This is a genomic window from Microbacterium sp. NPDC055455, assembly GCF_053619935.1.
The window spans coordinates 262,258-281,092 of the sequence record NZ_JBSHLB010000003.1 but is presented as its reverse complement, the minus strand read 5'-3'; the positions used below and the strand labels follow the sequence as shown (position 1 = coordinate 281,092).

Here is an 18,835-nt window from a genome sequence, read left to right as displayed (position 1 = left end):
CCGCTTCCCGTCCTGCACGCCCGCGGGGACCGACCCGATCGACCCGAGCCGGGGCGGGAGGGGGTTAGCCTGGGCACGATGCCTGGGCAAGAGTCGCGACCGCTGAAGTCCTCGAGCACAGTCTCGGAGACGGCGAGCACGGACTCGCCCGGTGCCGGCCGTCCTGCGCCGGCCCGGCCCGCGCCGGCCCACACCGCGGTGATCCCGCTCTCCGCCGGGGCACGGTGGCGGGCGTTCTGGGTCTGCGTGTCGGTCGCGGCGATCACGATCCTCGACATGACGAAGGTCAACGTCGCGCTGCCCTCCATCGGGGAGGTGCTCGACGCCGGATCGACCGAGCTGCAGCTCATCGTGTCGGGCTTCGTGCTGACGTTCGGACTGGTGCTCGTCCCGATGGGGCGCCTCGGCGACCAGCGCTCGCGGCGCACCCTCTTCGTCGTCGGCCTCTCGCTGTACACCGCGTCGAGCGTGCTGTGCGCGCTCGCGCCGACGGCCGAGGTGCTGCTCGTCGCGCGGCTGCTGCAGGGCGTGGCCGCCGGCATCCAGATGCCGCAGGTGCTCGGCATGGCGCAGGAGCTCTTCCAGGGCAAGGAGCGCGCCCGCGCGTTCGGCCTCTTCGGGGCCACGATCGGGCTGGCGACGGCGTTCGGCCCGACGCTGGGCGGTCTGCTCATCGCGCTGGGCGGCCCGACCGACGGCTGGCGGCTGATCTTCTGGATGAACGTGCCGCTGTGCCTGGCCGCGATCGGTCTCGCCCTGTGGCTGCTCCCCGAGACGCGCACCCCGTCGCAGCGCCCCGTACAGCTCGACCCCATCGGCGTGCTGCTGTTCGGCGCGAGCATCGTGTCGCTGATGTGGCCCTTCCTGTTCACCACGGGGGCGCCGACCGACGACCCGGCGCGGTGGTGGCTGCTCGTCGGCTTCGCGCTGTTCGCCTCGGCGTTCATCGCGTGGGAGCGCCGCTACGCCGCCCGCGGTCGGAACCCCCTCATCCCGCTCGGTCTGTTCCGCATCGCGTCGTACCGCAACGGCACGCTTCTGCAGACCGCCTACTTCACCGCGCTGCCCGCGCTGTTCCTGCTCACCACGCTCTACCTCCAGATCGGCCTCGGCCTCGAGCCGGTGTTCGCCGGGATGGTGTCGATCGGCTTCGCGCTGGCCAGCGCCGCCACCTCGTGGATCGGCGGCAACCTCGTCAGCGCCCACGGTCGCGTCGTCGTGGTGTGGGGGCTGGTCGGCGTCCTGCTGTGCGCCGGGGGCCTCGTGCTCATCGCCCTGTACAGCGATCCGGCGTGGACGCCCTACCTCGCGGCGGCCATGATGACCGTCGGCGGGGCAGGCGGGGGTCTGGTCATCGCGCCGAACCAGGCGCTCACCCTCGCGGACATCCCGGTCAAACGGGGCGGGCTCGCAGGCTCGGTCGGCCAGCTGGGGCAGCGCATCGGCGCCGCGGTGGGCACCGCGGTGGGGCTGTCGCTGTTCTACTCCGCGATCTACCGCGAGTCGGGCACCGCCGACGAGCTCGTGGTGTACCACGACGCCTACGCATTCGGGATGCTGTCGGTGGGCGTCTTCCTCGGGATCGCGTTCCTCGTCGCGATCGTCGATCTGACGGCGCGGCGCAGCCGGGCCGCCGACCGCAGCGGCGGCGGCGGCGACCCCGTGCCCTGACCACCGCACGCCCGCCGCGTCACCGTCGCAGCGAGACCGGCCCGAGGACGGGCCGCCGACGGTCGCGCGTCCACCGTGCTCGCGTCCGCCGGAACTCCTCCCGGCCGGTGAAGCGATAGCGGTAGGAGACCGCCCGCACCCACCGCGGCCGCTCGCCCGCGAACGGGTCGTGCGCGAGAAGGCGCAGGGTCGGGGCATCCGCTTCCAGCAATCGCACCAGGAACGCCGTGAACCAGTCATCAAGCGACCGTCCGAGCGGAAGGAACCACATCAGCCAGTCCAGGCGCAGGTGGTACGGCGCGTACTGGCGGGGGACCCGGCGGACGTCTCCGGGCTTGCCCTTGAAGCCGTACTCGTGCCACGTCGCGGCATCCGGATCGTCGTCCATCGTGCCCTCCACGACGATCTCGATGCGCTCCTTCGTCACCGTCCCGAAGGCGCCGTACGCGTTGGCGAGCTGCCAGCGGTTGAACGACGCGTTCATCAGCTGCCGTCGCGCGAAGAGGTTCCGGAGCGGCCACCAGCTGAGCACCGCGTAGAGCGCGCCGACCGCGCCGGTGACGACGACCCAGTACAGCGGCATCCCGTCGACGATCCAGGGCGGGGCGGATGCCGCGGGGCGGGCGTCGCTCCCGATCCCCGGCAGCCCGATCGCCGAGAACGCGATCACGATCGTCATCCAGTTGAGCCAGGCGAAGTTGCCCGTGACGACCAGCCACGCCTGCGTCGCGATCACGACGGCGGCCGCGACCGCGCCGATGACGGCCGGCACCGGGCCGGGCACGACGGTGCCGAGAAGCGGAGCGAACAGGAACCACGGCACGACGAGCTGTGCGAAGTGGTTCCCCACCACCTCGCCGCGGTGGAACCAGCGGGGGAGCAGGTGCGCCTGACGGCTCAGCGGGCCCGGCATCGGCTGCGTCTCGTGGTGGTACATCAGCGCCGTGAGGTCGCGCCACTCGCGGCCGCCGCGGATCTTGATCATGCCGGCGCCGAACTCGAGACGGAACACCAGCCACCAGAACAGGACGATCACCGCCGTCGGCGGGGGCTGGTCGTCCGAGCCGAGGAACGCCGCGAGGAACCCCGCTTCGAGCAGCAGCATCTCCCAGCCGAAGCCGTAGAAGGTCTGGCCGATGCTCGTGATCGACATGTATCCCAGCCACAGCGCGAGGAAGCACGCCATCGGCACCCACGGCGGGCCCAGCTGCGGGATGCCGGCCGCCAGCGCGGCCGCGACGACGATGCCGGCCGCGCAGAGCGCCACGAGCCGGCGATCGGTGTACCGCACGTACCGGAACAGCGTAGGGCGGAGCAGGCGCCCTGCCCGGGCCGACGAACTGGCCCAGTCCAGCAGCTCGGGCGCCGGGAGCAGCCCGCGCTCGCCGAGCAGCGGCCGGAACTGGTTCAGCGACGAGACGAAGGCGACGACGAAGAGCGCGGCGATCCCCCGCTGGAGCACCTGCCGCGCGAACTCGAAGTCGACCGCCGCGAAACCGTCCATAGGTGAGCTGTGCCCGCGGTCACGCCTCGGTCTCCGCCGCCCGCCCGCTCATGGTGCCATCCTGCGACACGGACCGGGCGCGCGGCAGGGGGTTGACGCGCGGACGCCCTCACGCGGACGGCGCCCCCTGCGCGACGCCCGCGTGGCGGTCTACCACCCCGCTCGGTGCTTCGCCAGGATGGAGGTGCGGACGGCCCGCGGGGATGGGGTGTGGATCATGGAATCGGTGCTTCTGGAGACTCCGACGGGGATCACGGCCCGGCTCGGCTGGGATCCCAAGCTGCCCGAGCATGACCGCAAACGCCTCCTCGCGAAGGAGCTCGTCGCGACGCGCCTCGGTGTCGAGCCGGAGAGCGTGCGCGTCGAGCGGGAGGCTCCCCGAACGTTCGGGTTCCACACCCAGCTCATCGCGGAGGTGGACGGCGCCGAGGTGCCCCTGAAGATCCGGAACGTCAGCTTCCGCGCCGCCACGGTCGTGGCCGTCAGCGACGCCGACACCGCACTGGGGCTCGACCTGCGCGACGCACACCCGGACGACGCGGAGCTGCACCTGATGAAGCGGCACTCGCACCTGTTCGAAGAGGACGACCTGCGCAAGCTCCTCGCCCACTGGACGCGGGTCCAGGCGGTGCGCGACGCGGACGGGCGCGGCGCGCGCGTCGCCGCGGACCACGTGCGCCTGGACAGCCCGCTCTCGAAGGGCTGGATCCCAGATCGCAAGGTCTTCTACCAGCTGGCCGACCTCTCGCGCGACAGCTGGATCATCACGCTCGCGTACACCCACGCTCCGGCGAGCTGACCCGCGGCATCCGTCGTCACTCCTCGACGAGCTCGGGAAGCGCCGCCTCCAGCTCCGCGAGCCAGGCGCGGGCGTTGCCGTCGGACGGGGCCCGCCAGTCCCCGCGAGGAGACAGCGAGCCGGCCGGCGACACCTTCGGTCCGTTCGGGATCGCCGAGCGCTTGAACTGCGCGAAGGCGAAGTAGCGCTTCAGGAACACCTGCAGCCACTTCGCGACCGTGGGCAGGTCGTAGGCGTAGCGGTCTTCGTCGGGGAAGCCGGGCGGCCAGGCGCCGGCGTCCTTGTCGCCCCACGCGGCGGCCGCGAGGAACGCGATCTTCGACGGCCGGAACCCGAAGCGCAGCACGTGGTACAGCGCGAAGTCGTGGAGTGCGTACGGACCGATGCGATCCTCGGTGGACTGCATCCTGCCGTCCTGTCCGGCCGGGACGAGCTCGGGCGAGATCTCGGTGTCGAGGACCGACTGCAGCACCTCGCGCGCGCGATCGCTCAGATCGGCCGAGCCGCCCTCGTCGCCGCGGTGCGAGATCACCCAGCGGATCACGTGCTGGATGAGGGTCTTGGGCACGCCGGCGTTCACGGCGTAATGGCTCATGTGGTCGCCGACGCCGTAGGTCGCCCAGCCGAGGGCGAGCTCCGACAGGTCGGACGTGCCGATGACCATGCCGCCGTGGTGGTTCGCCAGCCGGAACAGGTAGTCGGTGCGAAGGCCCGCCTGCACGTTCTCGAAGGTGATGTCGTGCACCGGCTCGCCGTCGGCGAACGGGTGATCCAGTCGCTCGAGCATCTCGATCGCGAGCGGGCGGATGTCGATCGTCTCGATCGAGGCGCCCACTGCCTCGGCCAGCGCGATGGCGTTGGACTTGGTGTGCTCACTGGTGGCGAAGCCGGGCATCGTGTACGCCAGGATCTCGCTGCGCGGGCGGCCCATCACATCCATGGCGCGGGCAACCACGAGCAGCGCGTGCGTCGAGTCCAAGCCGCCCGAGACCCCGATGACGGGCTTGGGACCGCCGATCGCGCGCATGCGCTGAACCAGGCCGGACACCTGGATGTTGAAGGCCTCGTAGCAGTCCAGCGCGAGGCGCTCCGGGTCGTCGGGCACGAACGGGAAGCGGTCGAGCACGCGCCGCAGGCCGACGTCGGCCTGCGGCGGATCGAGCTCGAAGTGCACGGTGCGGAACGCGGCATCCGCCCCCGTCGTCCTGCGGTTGTCGTCGAAGGTGCCCTGTCGCAGCCGGTCCTGCCGCAGCCGGTCGAGGTCGACGTCGGCGACGGACTTGCGGGGACCGTCGGGGAAGCGCTCCGTCTCGGCGAGGAGGTTGCCGCCCTCGTAGATCATCGTCTGGCCGTCCCACGAGACGTCGTTCGTGGACTCGCCGTCGCCCGCGGCGGCGTACGCGTAGGCGGCCAGGCACCGCAGCGACTGCGACTTGCAGAGGTCCTTGCGGTCTTCGGCGCGCGCGATGGTGATGGGGCTGCCGCTGAGGTTGAGCAGCACGGTCGCGCCCGCGAGCGCCGCGGCCGAGGACGGCGGGATCGGGACCCAGACGTCCTCGCACACCTCCGCGTGCACCACGAGCCCCGGCACGTCGAGCGCCTCGAACAGCAGGTCCGGGCCGAACGGCGCCTCGAGAGCACCCACCCGGATGTCCTGCCCGCCCTGGTCGTCGCCGGCGGCGTACCAGCGCCGCTCGTAGAACTCGCGGTAGGTCGGCAGGTACGACTTGGGCGCGACGCCCAGCAGCTCGCCGCGGTGGATCACGACGGCGCAGTTGTACAGCCGGCTGCGATGGCGCAGCGGCGCGCCGACCACGAGCATCGGGAGCAGATCGACGGATGCCTCGACCAGCCGTTCGATCGCCGCCACGACGGCGTCGAGCACGGCGTCCTGCATGACGAGGTCCTCGATGCTGTAGCCGGTCAGGCAGAGCTCGGGGAAGACCGCGACGGCGACCGCCTCAGCGTCGCACTCCCGGGCCGATGCCAGCACCGCCTCGGCGTTGGACTGCGGATCGGCGATCGAGATCGGGATGGTGCAGGCCGCGACGCGGGCGAATCCGTGCCGGTATGCGCTCTCGAAGGGCAGGCTCATGCGCACCAGTCTGTCAGGTGCCCCCGCGGGCCGTCCGGGGTCGTGCCGGGGGTGTCGGATGCCGCGGCTAGGGTCGATGGGGAAGGGCGGGGCATGCGATACATCGAGGACGAAGGCCGGATCGTCTGGAGCGCGAGCGATCTCAAGGCCGCCGCGGAGTGCGAGTTCGCGTGGCTGCGGGCGATCGACGCGCGGCTCGGGCGCATCGCCGCCGTGGAAGAGCCCGAAGATCTGACGCTCGAGCGGGCCGGGCGCCTCGGCACGGTGCACGAGCAGCGCGTGCTCGCCGACTACGTCCGGCGCTACGGCGATCGGGTCGTCCAGATCCCCGAGACGCGCTCGTCCGACGCCGCTGCCCTCGCGGAGGCCGTCGCCCTGACCAACGCGGCACTGGACTCCGACGCCGAGGTGGTCTACCAGGCCGCCTTCGCCACCGACTCGTTCGTCGGCTTCGCCGATTTCCTCGTGCGCGACCCGTCGTCGGGCGCGGGGGCGACGAGGCCGTGGCTCGTGCAGGACACGAAGCTCGCGCGCCACGCGCGGGTGACCGCCCTCATGCAGTTGGCGGCATACGTCGACCAGCTCGACCGGCTCGCCGTTCCGCGCTCCGACCGGGTGCAGCTGCTGCTCGGCGACGGCAGCGTCAGCGAGCACGAGGTCGACGACCTGCTCCCGGTCTTCTCGCTGCGGCGCGAGCGTCTCGCGGCGCTCATCGCCGACCGCCGGCTCGACCTCGGGGCGGCGGGCGAGCCGGTCCCGTGGGGAGACCCGCGGGGCGACCTCGCCGTCGTCGCCTGCGGGCGCTGCGCGACGTGCGACGCCGAGGTGGTGGCATCCCGCGATCTGCTCCTCGTGGCGGGGATGCGCCCGGTGCAGCGCGAGCGCCTTCGCGCCGCGGGCATCTCGACCATCGAGCAGCTCGCCCACGCCGCAGTGGGTCCCGTCGGGATGAATCCGGACGTCTTCGCCTCCCTGCGCACGCAGGCGCGGCTGCAGCTCGAGAGCCCGGCCGGCACGCCGCCGCTCACAGCGCCGAAGCCGGCCCGACCGCAGGCGCCGGCGGCCGAGAGCATCGTCGCGTCCGACGGCGGCGTCGCGGCGCAGGGGACGGTGACGCTGGCCGCGGTCCTCGAGGTGCCGGCTGCGGCGCCCGAGCCGCCGCCCGTCCCGGTGTTCGAGGTCGTGGCGCCCAAGGCGCTCGGGGCGCTGCCGCGTCCCGACCACGGCGACCTTTTCTTCGACTTCGAGGGCGATCCGCTGCACACCGAGCCGTCGCTGCCGGGGGAGCCCACGCAGTGGGGGATCGACTACCTGTTCGGATGGGTCGACAGCCGCGAGCAGTACACGGCGCTGTGGGCGCACTCGTTCGCCGACGAGAAGCGCGCTCTCGAGACGTTCCTCGACATCGTCAACCTGCGCCGGCAGCAGCACCCCGGCATGCACATCTACCACTACGCCCCCTACGAGCCCACGCACCTGCTGGCGATGGCCGCGCGGCACGGCGTGCGTGAGGCCGACGTCGACCGGCTCCTGCGCGACGGCGTGTTCGTCGACCTCTACCCGATCGTGCGCCGGGCGCTGCGGGTCGGATCGCGCTCGTATTCGATCAAGAAGCTCGAACCGCTCTACATGGGCGACGAGGTGCGCACGAGCGACGTCCAGAAGGGCGACGACTCGATCGTGCGGTACGTCCAGGCGCGGGCGCTGCAGGACGACGGCGACGACGCCGAGGCCCGGCTCGTGCTCGACGATCTCGCGGACTACAACCGCTACGACTGCGTGTCGACGCGCCGTCTGCGCGATTGGCTGGTCGACCGCGCCCGCGAGGCCGCCCTGGTGCCCTCGCCCAATCCCGAGCCCGATGAGCGCGCGTACGAGCCGTCGCCCCGGGCGACCACGCTCGAGGCCCTCGCGCACCGCCACCCGGAGGACTCGGTCCCCGCGCGATCGCTGCGCCTCGGGGCCGCCGCGATCGACTACTACCCCCGCGAGGCGAAGTCGTTCTGGGCGACGCACTTCCTCCGGCTGCGCGAGCCGGTGTCGCTCTGGGACGAGACGCGCGACGTCGTCACGATCGATCCCGCGCGCAGCCGCGTGCGCGAGGACTGGCACTTCGCCGAGAGCGGCCGCGGCGGGGAGCGCCGCATCGTCGAACTGCGCGGCGATCTCGCGCCGGGAACGCGGCTGAGCGAGGGCACGAACCCCTTCGCGCTGTACGAGCTGCCGGCGCCCTACCCGTTCGAGCCGTCGCCCCGGTGGATCCACTCGTACCGCTCGGTGACCGTCCTCGAGGTGCTCGACGACGGCGCGGTCGTCGAAGAGACGGCCGTCGACGGCGTGACCTGGACCGACCTGCCCCTGGCGCTGACCCCTCAGGCGCCGCCGGCGGCAGGAAACCAGCAGGCGGCGATCGACGCGTGGGCGGATGCCGTCATCGCCGCCGCACCGGAACTTCCCCCGGGCCCCGCCACCGACATCCTCTGCCGTCGTCCGCCGCGCACCCTGTCGGGCCTGCTGCCCGCGGCGGGCGGTGACATCGTCGACGCGATCACACGGGCGGTCCGCGACCTCGACCGCAGCTACCTCGCGGTGCAGGGACCCCCCGGCACCGGCAAGACCTACGTGGGGTCCCACGTGATCGCGCGCCTCGTCCGCGAGCACGGCTACCGGGTGGGCGTCGTCGCCCAGGGCCATGCGACGATCGAGCAGCTCCTCGACCGCGTGATCGCCGCGGGCGTCCCGGCCGTCCAGGTCGGCAAGGCGCCGAAGGACGCGTCGTCGGCCCACTCGTTCACGGTGCTCCCGAAGAACGGCGTCGCGGCGTTCACGGCCGAGCACGAGGCATCCGGATACGTGATCGGCGGCACGGCGTGGGACTTCAGCCACGAGGGGCGCGTGCCGCGCGGGAGCCTCGACCTGCTCGTCGTCGACGAAGCGGGGCAGTTCTCGCTCGCGTCCACCATCGCGGTGTCGCTGGCGGCCCCCCGCCTGCTGCTGCTGGGCGACCCCCAGCAGCTGCCGCAGGTGAGCCAGGGCACGCACCCCGCGCCCGTCGACACGTCGGCCCTGGGCTGGGTCATGGACGGCGCCGACGTCGTGCCGCCCGAGTACGGCTACTTCCTCGCTCAGACCCGGCGCATGCGGCCCGAGGTGGCCGCGCCCGTCTCGACGCTGTCGTACCGGGGCGAGCTCGAGGCGCACCCGTCGACCGCGCTGCGCCGCATCGACGGCATCCGTCCGGGCCTCGTTCCTGTTCCGCTGCGCCATCGAGGAAACGCCACGCAGTCCCTCGAGGAGGCCGCCGAGGTGGCTCGCCTCGTATCGGACCTGGTGGGCCGCGACTGGACGGACGCCGCGACCGCGGACGCCGACGGGACGTCGGTGGCCCTGCCGCCGCGCCCGCTCGAGCAGGGCGACATCATCGTGGTCACGCCGTACAACGCGCAGCAGGTCGCGGTCGAGGCCGCGCTCGCCGCCGCCGGCTTCCCCGACGTCCCCGTCGGCACGGTCGACAAGTTCCAGGGCAAGGAGGCAGCGGTCGCGATCGTGTCATTGGCCGCATCGAGCGGGCGGGACGCTCCGCGGGGCCTGGAGTTCCTGCTCCTGCGCAACCGGCTGAACGTCGCGATCTCGCGCGCCATGCACACCGCCTACGTCGTGTACTCCCCCGGGCTGCTGGACGACCTCCCGTACACGCCGGAGGCGGTGGCCCGTCTCAGCGGCTTCGCGCGACTGGTCGGCAGGGGCTGAGCGCCGCGTAGACTCGCGCACACGTCGCACAGACAGCACCGGCGCGTCCTGCCCCGGTCCCACGCCGCGAGACCCGACGCCCGAAGAGGAGCCCGCATGGCCGACGACGCATCCCAGCAGTTCGAGATCGATCTCCCGCCGGAACTGATCGGCGGCGCCTACGCCGACTTCGCGAACGTGTGGCATACGCCCACCGTGTTCGTGATGGATTTCCTCACGCTCGCCCAGCCGCCGAGGGAGCAGGTGGACGCCGAGACCGGGCAGCGCCACACCGTCGTGCCCGCCCGCGTGGTGAGCCGGATCCGCATCCCGCCCGACCAGGTGTTCGAGCTCGCCAAGGCGCTGACCCAGCAGCTGGAGTTCTGGGAGCGCGAGACGGGCCGCCGCAACCCGCAGGAGCCGCTCGGAGACTGACGCACCGGGCCGGCGCGGCCACGCCTCCCGTAAGCAAACGGCTCGCCGATGTCAACCCCGTTGGGGGTCTTTCTCCCACGTGATTGGGTGGGGCATGCGTCGCATAGACGCAGAGGCGCGGCATCCGTTCGGCGAGGGGCGGATGCCGCGCCGTATTCGTGCGGTATCACCCCCGGCGCCCCCTCCTCCTCCACACCGAGGAGGACGACATGAGCACCATCGAGCACCGGCTCGCCGGGACCGGGTCGGCGACGGAGGACAGCCGGACGGATGCCGCAGCCCGGCGCCGCGGGCTGGTCTTCTGGATCGTCCGCTACCTCCCTGCCGAACTGGCGGGCACCGCCGCGATGGTGTTCGGCGGACTCCTCGCCGCCATGTGGACGGACGCCGCGCCCCTCATCGCGCTGGCCGCGCTCGGCGGCGAGATCCTCGGGTTCTACCTGGTGCTCGCCGTCACCATCTACAGCGAGCAGGCGCGGGTGTCGGCGACGCGGCGGCGTGCCGTGGCGCGCACCGCGATGCTGCTGCTCGCCGAGTTCGGTGCGGCGGAACTGCTCGACACCTTCGTGATCCGTCCCGCCGCGCTCCTGCTCGGCGTGTGGCTGATCCCCGACCCGCTGTGGGGAATGCTCGCCGGCAAGATCGCCGCCGACGTCGTCTTCTACTCCATCGCCGCCGGCGCCTTCACCGTGACCGCCAGGTCCGGTCTGCGCGACGGCCGGCACGCGAGGGCGGTGGCGTCATGAACCTCGGCGCGCTGCGGCGCGAGCCGCGCACCACCCGCCCCTACGAGGACCGTCGCCGGGCCGAGGCATCCGCTCTCCTGTCCACCGTCGCTGCACGCGCCGCCATCGCCGTGCACGGCACTCCCGTGCTGCTGCTGGACCCGGCGCGCGTCGAGGCGCAGTACGGGCGTCTGCGCGCCGCGCTGCCGTTCGTCGGCTTCCACTACGCGGTGAAGGCCCTCGCGCACGAGGCGGTGCTCGACGTCCTCGACGGCGCCGGGTGCGGGTTCGATGTCGCGACCGGGGAGGAGCTGCGGCTGCTCACCCGACGCGGCGTAGAGGCGACGCGGATCATCCACACGCACCCGATCAAGAAGCCGGCCGAGATCGCCGAGGCGCTCGCAGCCGGCGTCCGCACGTTCGTGGTCGACAACGAGGCCGAGATCGCCAAGTTCCACGGCACCCCGGCCGACACCCGGCTGCTGGTGCGCCTGGCCTACCGCAGCCCTCACGCCAAGAGCGACCTGTCCAGCAAGTTCGGCGTCGGGCCGTTCGAGGCCGCGCGGCTCGTCGAGAGCGCGCTGGCGTCGGGGGTGCGGGTCGCGGGCTTCAGCTATCACGTCGGCAGCCAGCTCGACGACCCGCCGCGCTTCGCCGCGGCGGCCGCCGACACCCTCGAGCTCATGGGGATCCTCGAGCGACGACTGAACGTGCAGTTCGACACGCTCGACATCGGGGGCGGGCTGCCGGCGTCGTACGACAGCGAGGCGTCCGGGATCGACGAGGTCGCCGCCGCGCTGAGGCCGGTCCTCGCCCCGCACGCGCGGCGGCTCGACATCATCGCCGAACCGGGTCGCGTCATGGTGGCCGAGGCGATGAGCCTCATCACGAGCGTCGTGGGCGTCGCCGAGCGCGCCGACGGGCGGTGGTACTACCTCGACGACGGGCTCTACGGGTCGTACTCGAACGTGCTCACCGAGGACGTGCACCCGCTCGTCTTCGCGGAGCGCGATCTCGGCGGCGCCGGCCACGACGGCCGCCGCCGGAGGCCGCAGGATCACCGGTGGGCCACCCTCGCCGGCCCCACGTGCGACTCGTCGGATGTCATCGCGCGCGAGGTGCTGCTGCCCGACCTGCAGCCGGGCGACCTCCTCGTCAGCCCGACGATGGGCGCGTACACCACCGTCACCGCGACGCGGTTCAACGGGCGCCCGTTCACGCCGGTCGCGGTCGTCGACGGCGGTGCGGTGACGGGCGCGACCGCCCTCCCGAGAGTCGAGCTGCGTGCGCCGGAGGGTCAGACGGTGCCGTAGAGGCGGTCGCCGGCGTCGCCGAGGCCGGGCACGATGTAGCCCTTCTCGTTGAGCCGCTCATCGAGGGCGCCGAGCACCAGGGTGACGTCGCGTCCGTCGACCTGCTTCTCGATCGCCGCGACGCCCTCGGGGGCGCCGAGGAGGCAGATCGCCGTGACGTCCTGTGCGCCGCGGCGGAACAGGAACTCGATCGCCGCGCCCAGGGAGCCCCCGGTCGCGAGCATGGGGTCGAGCACGAAGCACTGGCGGTCGCTGAGGTCGTCGGGCAGGCGCTCGGCGTACGTGGACGGCTCGAGGGTCTCCTCGTTGCGCACCATGCCGAGGAAGCCGACCTCGGCGGTCGGGATGAGCTTGACCATGCCCTCGAGCATCCCGAGCCCCGCACGCAGGATCGGTACGACGAGCGGACGCGGGTCGCCGATCTTGACGCCGGTGGTCGTGGTGACCGGCGTCTGGATCTCGATCTGCTCGACCCGCACGTTGCGGGTCGCTTCGTAGGCGAGCAGCGTCACGAGCTCCTCGGTGAGCTGACGGAACACCGGCGACGACGTGCGCTGGTCGCGCAGCACCGTGAGCTTGTGGGTGATGAGGGGGTGGTCGGCGACGTGCAGGCGCATACGCCCAAGGGTAGTGCGTCCCGCCGTGGGCGCCGGGCCGATGTGGGCCCGCGCGGCTACGCTCGTCGTGTGCACCCCGACACCGCCGATCTCGCGGCGATGCAGCGCGCCCTCGCGCTGGCCGCCCAGGCGGGGGAGTCGGGCGACGTGCCGGTGGGGGCGGTGGTGACGGATGCCTCCGGCGCGGTCATCGCCGAGGGCCGCAACCTGCGCGAGCTCGACCACGACCCCACCGCGCACGCGGAGGTCGTCGCGCTGCGTGCAGCCGCCGCCGCGCGCGGATCCTGGAACCTCGAGGGCTGCACGCTCGTCGTGACGCTCGAGCCCTGCGTCATGTGCGCCGGCGCAGTGCTGCAGTCCCGCATCTCGCGACTGGTGTTCGGCGCGTGGGACGAGAAGGCCGGGGCGGCCGGGTCGATGTACGACGTGGTCCGCGACCGGCGCCTGCCCTACCGCGCCGAGGTCGTGGCGGGTGTGCGCGAGGACGAGGCATCCGCTCTCCTGCGCGCCTTCTTCGACGCGCGCCGCTAGCGTCAGCGCGGAAGGTGCGGCAGCACCTCGCCGAGATACTCGACGTGCGAGATGTCCTGCAGGTCCATGAGCTGGAAGTACACGCGCTGGGCCCCCAGCGCCACGAGCCGCTCGACCTTCGCGACGATCTCGTCGCGGTCGCCGACGATGTTCACGTCGCCGCGCAGCTCGTCGACGGTCCGCTCGATACGGGCGGCGCGCCGGTCGAGGTCGGCGGTGGATGCCCCGGCGAGCGTGGGCAGCGCGACCGAGAGCTTCAGCGACGCGGGGTCGCGTCCGATCCGCTCGCACGCCGCGCGCACGCCGGCGAACTTCTCCGCCGACTCCGCCTCCGAGCGGAAGCCGATGTTGAACTCGGTTGCGAAGCGGGCTGCGAGCTCGGGGGTGCGCCGCGGGCCGCCGCCGCCCACGATCACGGGCACCCGCTGCTGGACCGGCTTCGGCAGCGCGGGGGCATCCGTCAGCCGGTAGTGCGCCCCGTCGAAGCTGTAGGTCTCGCCGACAGGGGTGGACCAGAGGCCGGTGACGAGCTCGAGCTGCTCCTCGAGGATGTCGAACCGCTTGGCGGGGAACGGGATGCCGTACGCCTCGTGCTCGCGGGCGAACCAGCCGGTGCCGAGGCCGAGCTCGGCGCGTCCGCCCGACATCGCGTCGACCTGCGCCACCTGGATCGCGAGCAGGCCGGGCACGCGGTAGGTCACCGACGAGACGAGCGTGCCGAGCCGGATGCGCGAGGTCTCGCGGGCGAGGCCGGCCAGCGTGGTCCACGCGTCGGTGGGACCGGGCAGTCCGTCGCCGTCTCCCATGTGGAGGTAGTGGTCGGAGCGGAAGAACCCGTCGAAACCGAGCCGCTCGGCCGCCTGCGCGAACGCGAGCTGGTCGTCGTAGCTCGCTCCCTGCTGGGGTTCGGTGAAGACGCAGTACTCGATCGGCATGGGTGCTCCTCGCATGGGGATGAAGGACGGGCGGCCCCGGGCGGCGTCGAGCCGCGCTGCGGCCGGGATGCCGGCCGGAGGGGGCGGCGGATCAGTCGGCGGACTTGATCACGAACTGGGACGTCGGCGGGGCCGCACTGTCATCGGGGCGGTAGATGTCGGGCTCGAAGTAGATCACGCGCGCCGTGGGCACGGCCGCCCGGACCCGCTGCTCGACCCGGTCGATGTGCGACGCGACCTGCGCCAGCGGCGCGTCCGAGGGGAAGCCGAGCTTCGCCGCCACCAGCAGCTCGTCGGGGCCGAGGTACAGGGTCTTGATGTGGATGATCCGCTGCACCTCGGGTCCGGCCTCGATGGCGTCGACGATGCGCCGGTGGTCGGCATCCGTCGCCCCTTCGCCGACCAGGAGGCTCTTCGTCTCGATGCCGAGAACGATCGCGATGAGGATCAGCAGCGTGCCGATCATGAGCGTGCCGATGGCGTCGAACACGGTGTTGCCGGTGATGACGGTGAGCCCCACGCCGAAGAGGGCGAACACCAGGCCGGTGAGCGCCCCGATGTCTTCGAGCAGCACGACGGGGAGCTCGGGCGCCTTCGCGTGGCGGACGAACGAGACCCACGACTGCCCCTCGGCGCGGACGTGGTTGCTCTCGACGATGGCCGTGCGCAGCGAGAACGATTCGAGGCCGATGGCGACGACGAGCACGACGATGGGCAGCCACCACCAGCGCTCGTCGAGGGCGTGCGGATGCCTCAGCTTGTCGACGCCCTCGTAGATGGCGAAGAGGCCGCCGACCGAGAACAGGATGATCGAGACGACGAACGCGTAGACGTAGCGCTCGCGTCCGTAGCCGAACGGATGCTCCCGATCCGCGCGGCGCTTGGCCTGCCGGCCGCCGAGCAGGAGCAGCAGCTGGTTGCCCGAGTCGGCGACGGAGTGGATGGCCTCGGCGAGCATCGACGCGGATCCCGAGAGGAACCACGCGATGAACTTCGCCACGGCGATGCCCATGTTGGCCAGGAACGCGGCCATGATGGCCTTGCCGCCGCCGGAAGCACTCATGCGACGAGTCTACGGACGCCGCACGCCGCGCCCCGAACCCCTTGCGTCGCGCCCCGCTCCGTGTCAGGCGAGCCGAGGGGCTGCGTGGCCGGCGCCCCTCGCGTCAGTCGGACGAGCGCAGGATGATGGCCTCGGTCGGCGGGGCCGGGTCGCTCGGGTGCCCGACGTATCCGATCACCTCGAGCAGCGCGTGCCGGAACTGCCCCGGACGCTCGAGGTGCGGCGTGTGGCCGACGTCCTCGAGGTCGAGCTCGATGACCTCCCCGCCGCCGTCGGCGTACCGCGCCAGCACGTCGCGGGTCTGCGACACCATCGGCTGCGGCGGTGCGATCTCGTCGCCCGGCCAGCCGGGGACGATCCCCAGCTTGCCCAGGTTGTTGTAGTCGTAGAACGACGAGTCCGACACGATCGGGTCGAGACGGCCATGGATCCACAGCACGGGCGGCTTCGGGTCGAGGTCGACGATCCCCGACACATCGAAGTGGCCCGGCGTCATCGTGTTGAGCACGCCGATCCCGCCCGCGGCGAATCCGGGCCAGCTCTCGCTGGAGATCGAATCGCCCGGGTAGTTGCCGGTGGCGGTGGACGTGGTGAGCATCGACTCCACCCACACGTCCTCATGCTCGGTCGCAAAGCCCGGCGCGACGTATCCCGACCGGAACACGCTGCGCGGCGACGTCGGCGCCTCGTCGCCGGTGTCGTGATCGATCAACCGCTGCACGAAGTCGGGGTTGACGGTGCCGCCGCCGCAGCCGGCGTCGTCGTCGGTCAGACGGCTGCCGTCCCGGCGCGTGCCGCCGAACCCGTAGGGCGAGATCGGCGCTTCCAGGGTGAGGCTCAGCACCGGGTGCTCGAGGGCATACTGCATGATGACCCCGGCCCCCATCGACCAGCCCACGAAGTGCGCGGTCGGGATCTCCAGCGCCTCGAGCGTCGCACGGACGTCGTCGCTGAAATCGCGGACGCCGCGGGTCGCGTCGATCGGAGCGTGCTCGGTGCTGCCGTAGCCGCGGAGGTCGATCGCGACGGCGCGGAGATCGGTCGGCAGATCCAGCATGGTCTGCTGCCAGAACAGCGACGACGACACGTTTCCGTGGACGAAGACCACCGTCCGCTCGGGAGGCGTCGCAGGATCGTCGCCGGCGCGTTCGAGCACGTTGACGGTCAGATCGGGCGTCTCGACGCGGCGTGCGGTGATGCCGTCGAAGAGGGTCATGTCGGGTGCCTCCCACGTCCTGCGGGGGCCTCTGCGTCCCCGCACTCATGAGAATAGACCGGCCCGCGCCGCGCGCAATCGACTTCGGCGTGCGGATGCCACGACACGCGCGCGCCGGCGCACGAGCGCGTGCCGGGCTCACGCCATTCCGTCGCCGCCGGCACTCTGCCCGGTGTAGAACGCGAACGTGCTGTCGGCGGCGCGACGGGCCGTCTCGGGGTCCGCGCCGTCGGCGGCGTGCGCCGTGGCCCAGCCGTCCGCCGCCGCACGGTAGAACGCCTGCCCCTCGTCCGTGACCGCCCAGGCCTCCGCCTGCTCCGGGGTCGGGCCGTCGCCGGCTCCGGCCAGGTGCAGGGCCAGGCCCAGCATCCCGCCGTCCCAGCCGACGCCGGTCGCGCCGGGGCCGTACATCTCCCAGAACCCCTCGGGGACGTCCTCGGTGCGGGCGACATGCTCGAGCTCGAGGCGGGTGGCATCCGCCCCTTCCGCCGTCAGCCGCACCGTCAGCCACGTCACGCCGCCGCCGAACTCCCACGTCGCCTTGAAGTGTGCCCGGCCGCCCGAGGGCGGCGCGCACTCCTGCACGACGCCGCCGGCGTTCCCCTCGAGCTGGTACCGGCCCCCGAGCGCGAGGTCGCCCGAGACCGGGAGGAACCACCGGGCGATGCGGGGTGCCGTCGTGACCGCGTCCCACACGTCATCGATGGGGGAGGGGTACGTCTGCGCGAGCGTCTGCACCCGCGACGGGAACCCGTCGATCTCCTCGCTCGCGACCTCTCGCGTCACTGCGGCGACCTGCGCCTGTACGTCGACCATGTCAGTCCTCCTTCTCGTCTGTTCCTGACTCGTCTGCCTTCTCGGACTGCCCGGGTTCGGCATCCGGCTCCGCGGCGTCCGTCCCTGCGGCGGCGCGGCGCCGCTCTCTGCGACCACGCGCCAGTTCCGTCGCCAGCGCGTCCAGGTGCGGCTGCCAGAAGCGACGGAACGGGTCGAACCACGCCGCCGCGTCCTCCAGCGGCGCGGGGTCGATCGCATAGAGGCGCCGCGTGCCGTCGGGGCGGACGGTCGTGAATCCCGCCTCTCGCAGCACGCGGAGGTGCTGCGAGACGGCCGGCTGCGAGATGCCGAACTCGCGCTGGACCTCTTCGCCGATCCGGCCGGCGCTGAGTTCGCCCTCCGCGAGGAGTTCGAGGATGCGTCGGCGGACCGGATCGCCGAGGACGTCGAGCGCGTGCACGGCTCCATCATTGCGCGCGAACTTATATAAGTCAACAGTGATCTTCGTGCCCGCCCGCCCACGGGCCTGCGCTCGTAGGATGACGCCATGGCATCCGACACTCCGGCACTCCCTCCCATCGCGATCCTCGGCGCCGGCTCGATGGGCGGTGCCATCGCCCGCGGTCTCTCGCGCTCGGGGCTCGCCGGGGCGGGCGTCACCGCGACGAACCGCTCGCGCGCGAAGGCCGCCGAGCTGGACGGGCTCGAGGCGGTGACGAGCGTCGCGCTGGAGGATGACGCGACGGGGAACACGGATGCCGCGGCCGCCGCCGACGTCATCCTCGTGGGCGTGAAGCCGGCCATGGTGCCCGACCTGCTGCGTGAGATCGCGCCGGCCGTGCGCCCGGGGACGATCGTGGTGAGCCTCGCCGCCGGGGTCACCATCGAGACGTTCGAGCAGATCCTCGGCACCGGGATCGCGGTGCTGCGATCGATGCCGAACACCCCGGCGGTGGTCGGCCGCGCGGTGACGGGGCTCGCGGCGGGGCCCCGCGCGGACGCCGCCGCCCTCGACGTCGCACGCCGGCTGTTCGAGACCGTCGGAACCGTCGTCGAGGTCCCGGAGTCCCGGATCGACGCCCTGTCGACGATCTCGGGGTCGGGCCCGGCGTACTTCTTCCTGCTGGTGGAGGAGTTCACCAAGGCCGCGATCGGCAAGGGCTTCGCCGAGGCCGAAGCCCGGGTGATGGCGGAGCAGACCTTCATCGGTGCGGCTGCCCTGCTCGAGGCATCCGCCGACGATCCGGCCGAGCTGCGCCGGCGCGTGACGAGCCCTAAGGGCACGACCGAGCGCGCGATCGCCGTCCTGCAAGAGGCGCGCCTGGACGAGGTGTTCGCGGACGCGACCGATGCCGCACTCGCCCGCGCGAAGGAGCTCGCCGCCGGCGCGTGAGCGCGATGCCGAGAGGTCGCGCGGTTGAGTGC

The 18,835-nt window shown here is 72.3% G+C and carries 16 protein-coding genes; 8 read left to right on the top strand and 8 right to left on the bottom strand.

Translation table 11 applies throughout. The features are described from left to right. The first annotated feature begins 78 nt into the window (after window positions 1-78). Window positions 79-1,671: an MFS transporter gene (locus tag ACWGUG_RS11055; RefSeq protein WP_452324687.1), complete on the top strand. Its 1,593-nt coding sequence runs from the start codon at window positions 79-81 to the stop codon at window positions 1,669-1,671. Window positions 1,672-1,690: 19 nt separating this feature from the next. On the opposite strand, the gene ACWGUG_RS11050 is transcribed toward ACWGUG_RS11055, so the two are convergent. Beyond that, window positions 1,691-3,175 (bottom strand): lipase maturation factor family protein, encoded by a 1,485-nt coding sequence (locus ACWGUG_RS11050; RefSeq protein ID WP_452324686.1) that lies wholly within the window; start codon window positions 3,173-3,175, stop codon window positions 1,691-1,693. A gap of 217 nt (window positions 3,176-3,392) precedes the next feature. On the opposite strand from ACWGUG_RS11050, the gene ACWGUG_RS11045 reads away from it, so the two are divergent. After that, a complete protein-coding gene (locus ACWGUG_RS11045; RefSeq protein WP_336394744.1) occupies window positions 3,393-3,974 on the top strand; it encodes a hypothetical protein in 582 nt (193 codons plus the stop codon). Window positions 3,975-3,990: 16 nt separating this feature from the next. Here the strand turns inward: ACWGUG_RS11045 and ACWGUG_RS11040 are convergent, their stop codons facing one another. After that, window positions 3,991-6,069 (bottom strand): NAD(+) synthase, encoded by a 2,079-nt coding sequence (locus ACWGUG_RS11040; protein WP_452324685.1) that lies wholly within the window; start codon window positions 6,067-6,069, stop codon window positions 3,991-3,993. 93 nt (window positions 6,070-6,162) lie between these two features. Between ACWGUG_RS11040 and ACWGUG_RS11035 the strand changes: the two genes are divergently transcribed. From ACWGUG_RS11035 to ACWGUG_RS11020, 4 genes are all read left to right on the top strand, one after another. After that, entirely contained in the window at window positions 6,163-9,819 is a 3,657-nt protein-coding gene (locus tag ACWGUG_RS11035) for a TM0106 family RecB-like putative nuclease (protein WP_452324684.1), read from the top strand. A gap of 96 nt (window positions 9,820-9,915) precedes the next feature. Then, the gene (locus ACWGUG_RS11030; protein WP_336394747.1) at window positions 9,916-10,233 is read left to right on the top strand and encodes a DUF3467 domain-containing protein; all 318 of its coding nucleotides are present in this window, start codon (window positions 9,916-9,918) and stop codon (window positions 10,231-10,233) included. 209 nt (window positions 10,234-10,442) lie between these two features. Next, complete coding sequence (locus ACWGUG_RS11025; RefSeq protein ID WP_336394748.1) at window positions 10,443-10,979, top strand: hypothetical protein; 537 nt, start codon at window positions 10,443-10,445, stop codon at window positions 10,977-10,979. Further along, window positions 10,976-12,271: a type III PLP-dependent enzyme gene (locus tag ACWGUG_RS11020; protein WP_378883610.1), complete on the top strand. Its 1,296-nt coding sequence runs from the start codon at window positions 10,976-10,978 to the stop codon at window positions 12,269-12,271. Before ACWGUG_RS11025 ends, ACWGUG_RS11020 begins: the two co-directional genes overlap by 4 nt. On the opposite strand, the gene upp is transcribed toward ACWGUG_RS11020, so the two are convergent. Further along, entirely contained in the window at window positions 12,256-12,888 is a 633-nt protein-coding gene (upp, locus tag ACWGUG_RS11015) for a uracil phosphoribosyltransferase (protein WP_336394750.1), read from the bottom strand. The two genes, ACWGUG_RS11020 and upp, sit on opposite strands and share 16 nt — an antisense overlap. A gap of 99 nt (window positions 12,889-12,987) precedes the next feature. Between upp and tadA the strand changes: the two genes are divergently transcribed. Continuing rightward, window positions 12,988-13,419, top strand: coding sequence for a tRNA adenosine(34) deaminase TadA (gene tadA / locus ACWGUG_RS11010; protein WP_336395056.1), 432 nt, complete (start codon window positions 12,988-12,990; stop codon window positions 13,417-13,419). A 2-nt stretch (window positions 13,420-13,421) separates the two neighbouring features. On the opposite strand, the gene ACWGUG_RS11005 is transcribed toward tadA, so the two are convergent. The 5 genes from ACWGUG_RS11005 to ACWGUG_RS10985 all read right to left on the bottom strand — a co-directional run bounded on the left by ACWGUG_RS11005 (window position 13,422) and on the right by ACWGUG_RS10985 (window position 17,870). Further along, window positions 13,422-14,348, bottom strand: a complete 927-nt coding sequence (locus tag ACWGUG_RS11005) for an LLM class F420-dependent oxidoreductase (RefSeq protein ID WP_378883844.1) — start codon at window positions 14,346-14,348, stop codon at window positions 13,422-13,424. A gap of 97 nt (window positions 14,349-14,445) precedes the next feature. After that, the gene (locus ACWGUG_RS11000; protein ID WP_336394751.1) at window positions 14,446-15,417 is read right to left on the bottom strand and encodes a cation diffusion facilitator family transporter; all 972 of its coding nucleotides are present in this window, start codon (window positions 15,415-15,417) and stop codon (window positions 14,446-14,448) included. A 103-nt stretch (window positions 15,418-15,520) separates the two neighbouring features. Continuing rightward, on the bottom strand, window positions 15,521-16,633 hold the full coding sequence (locus tag ACWGUG_RS10995; protein ID WP_452324683.1) for an alpha/beta hydrolase: 1,113 nt from the start codon (window positions 16,631-16,633) through the stop codon (window positions 15,521-15,523). A gap of 138 nt (window positions 16,634-16,771) precedes the next feature. Next, window positions 16,772-17,449 carry an SRPBCC domain-containing protein gene (locus tag ACWGUG_RS10990; RefSeq protein WP_452324682.1) on the bottom strand — a complete coding sequence of 226 codons (678 nt, stop codon included), beginning with the start codon at window positions 17,447-17,449 and terminating at the stop codon, window positions 16,772-16,774. Between the two features lies 1 nt (window position 17,450). Beyond that, window positions 17,451-17,870, bottom strand: coding sequence for an ArsR/SmtB family transcription factor (locus tag ACWGUG_RS10985; RefSeq protein WP_336394754.1), 420 nt, complete (start codon window positions 17,868-17,870; stop codon window positions 17,451-17,453). 87 nt (window positions 17,871-17,957) lie between these two features. Between ACWGUG_RS10985 and proC the strand changes: the two genes are divergently transcribed. Then, window positions 17,958-18,803, top strand: a complete 846-nt coding sequence (gene proC / locus ACWGUG_RS10980; protein WP_336394755.1) for a pyrroline-5-carboxylate reductase — start codon at window positions 17,958-17,960, stop codon at window positions 18,801-18,803. The last annotated feature ends 32 nt before the right edge of the window (window positions 18,804-18,835 follow it).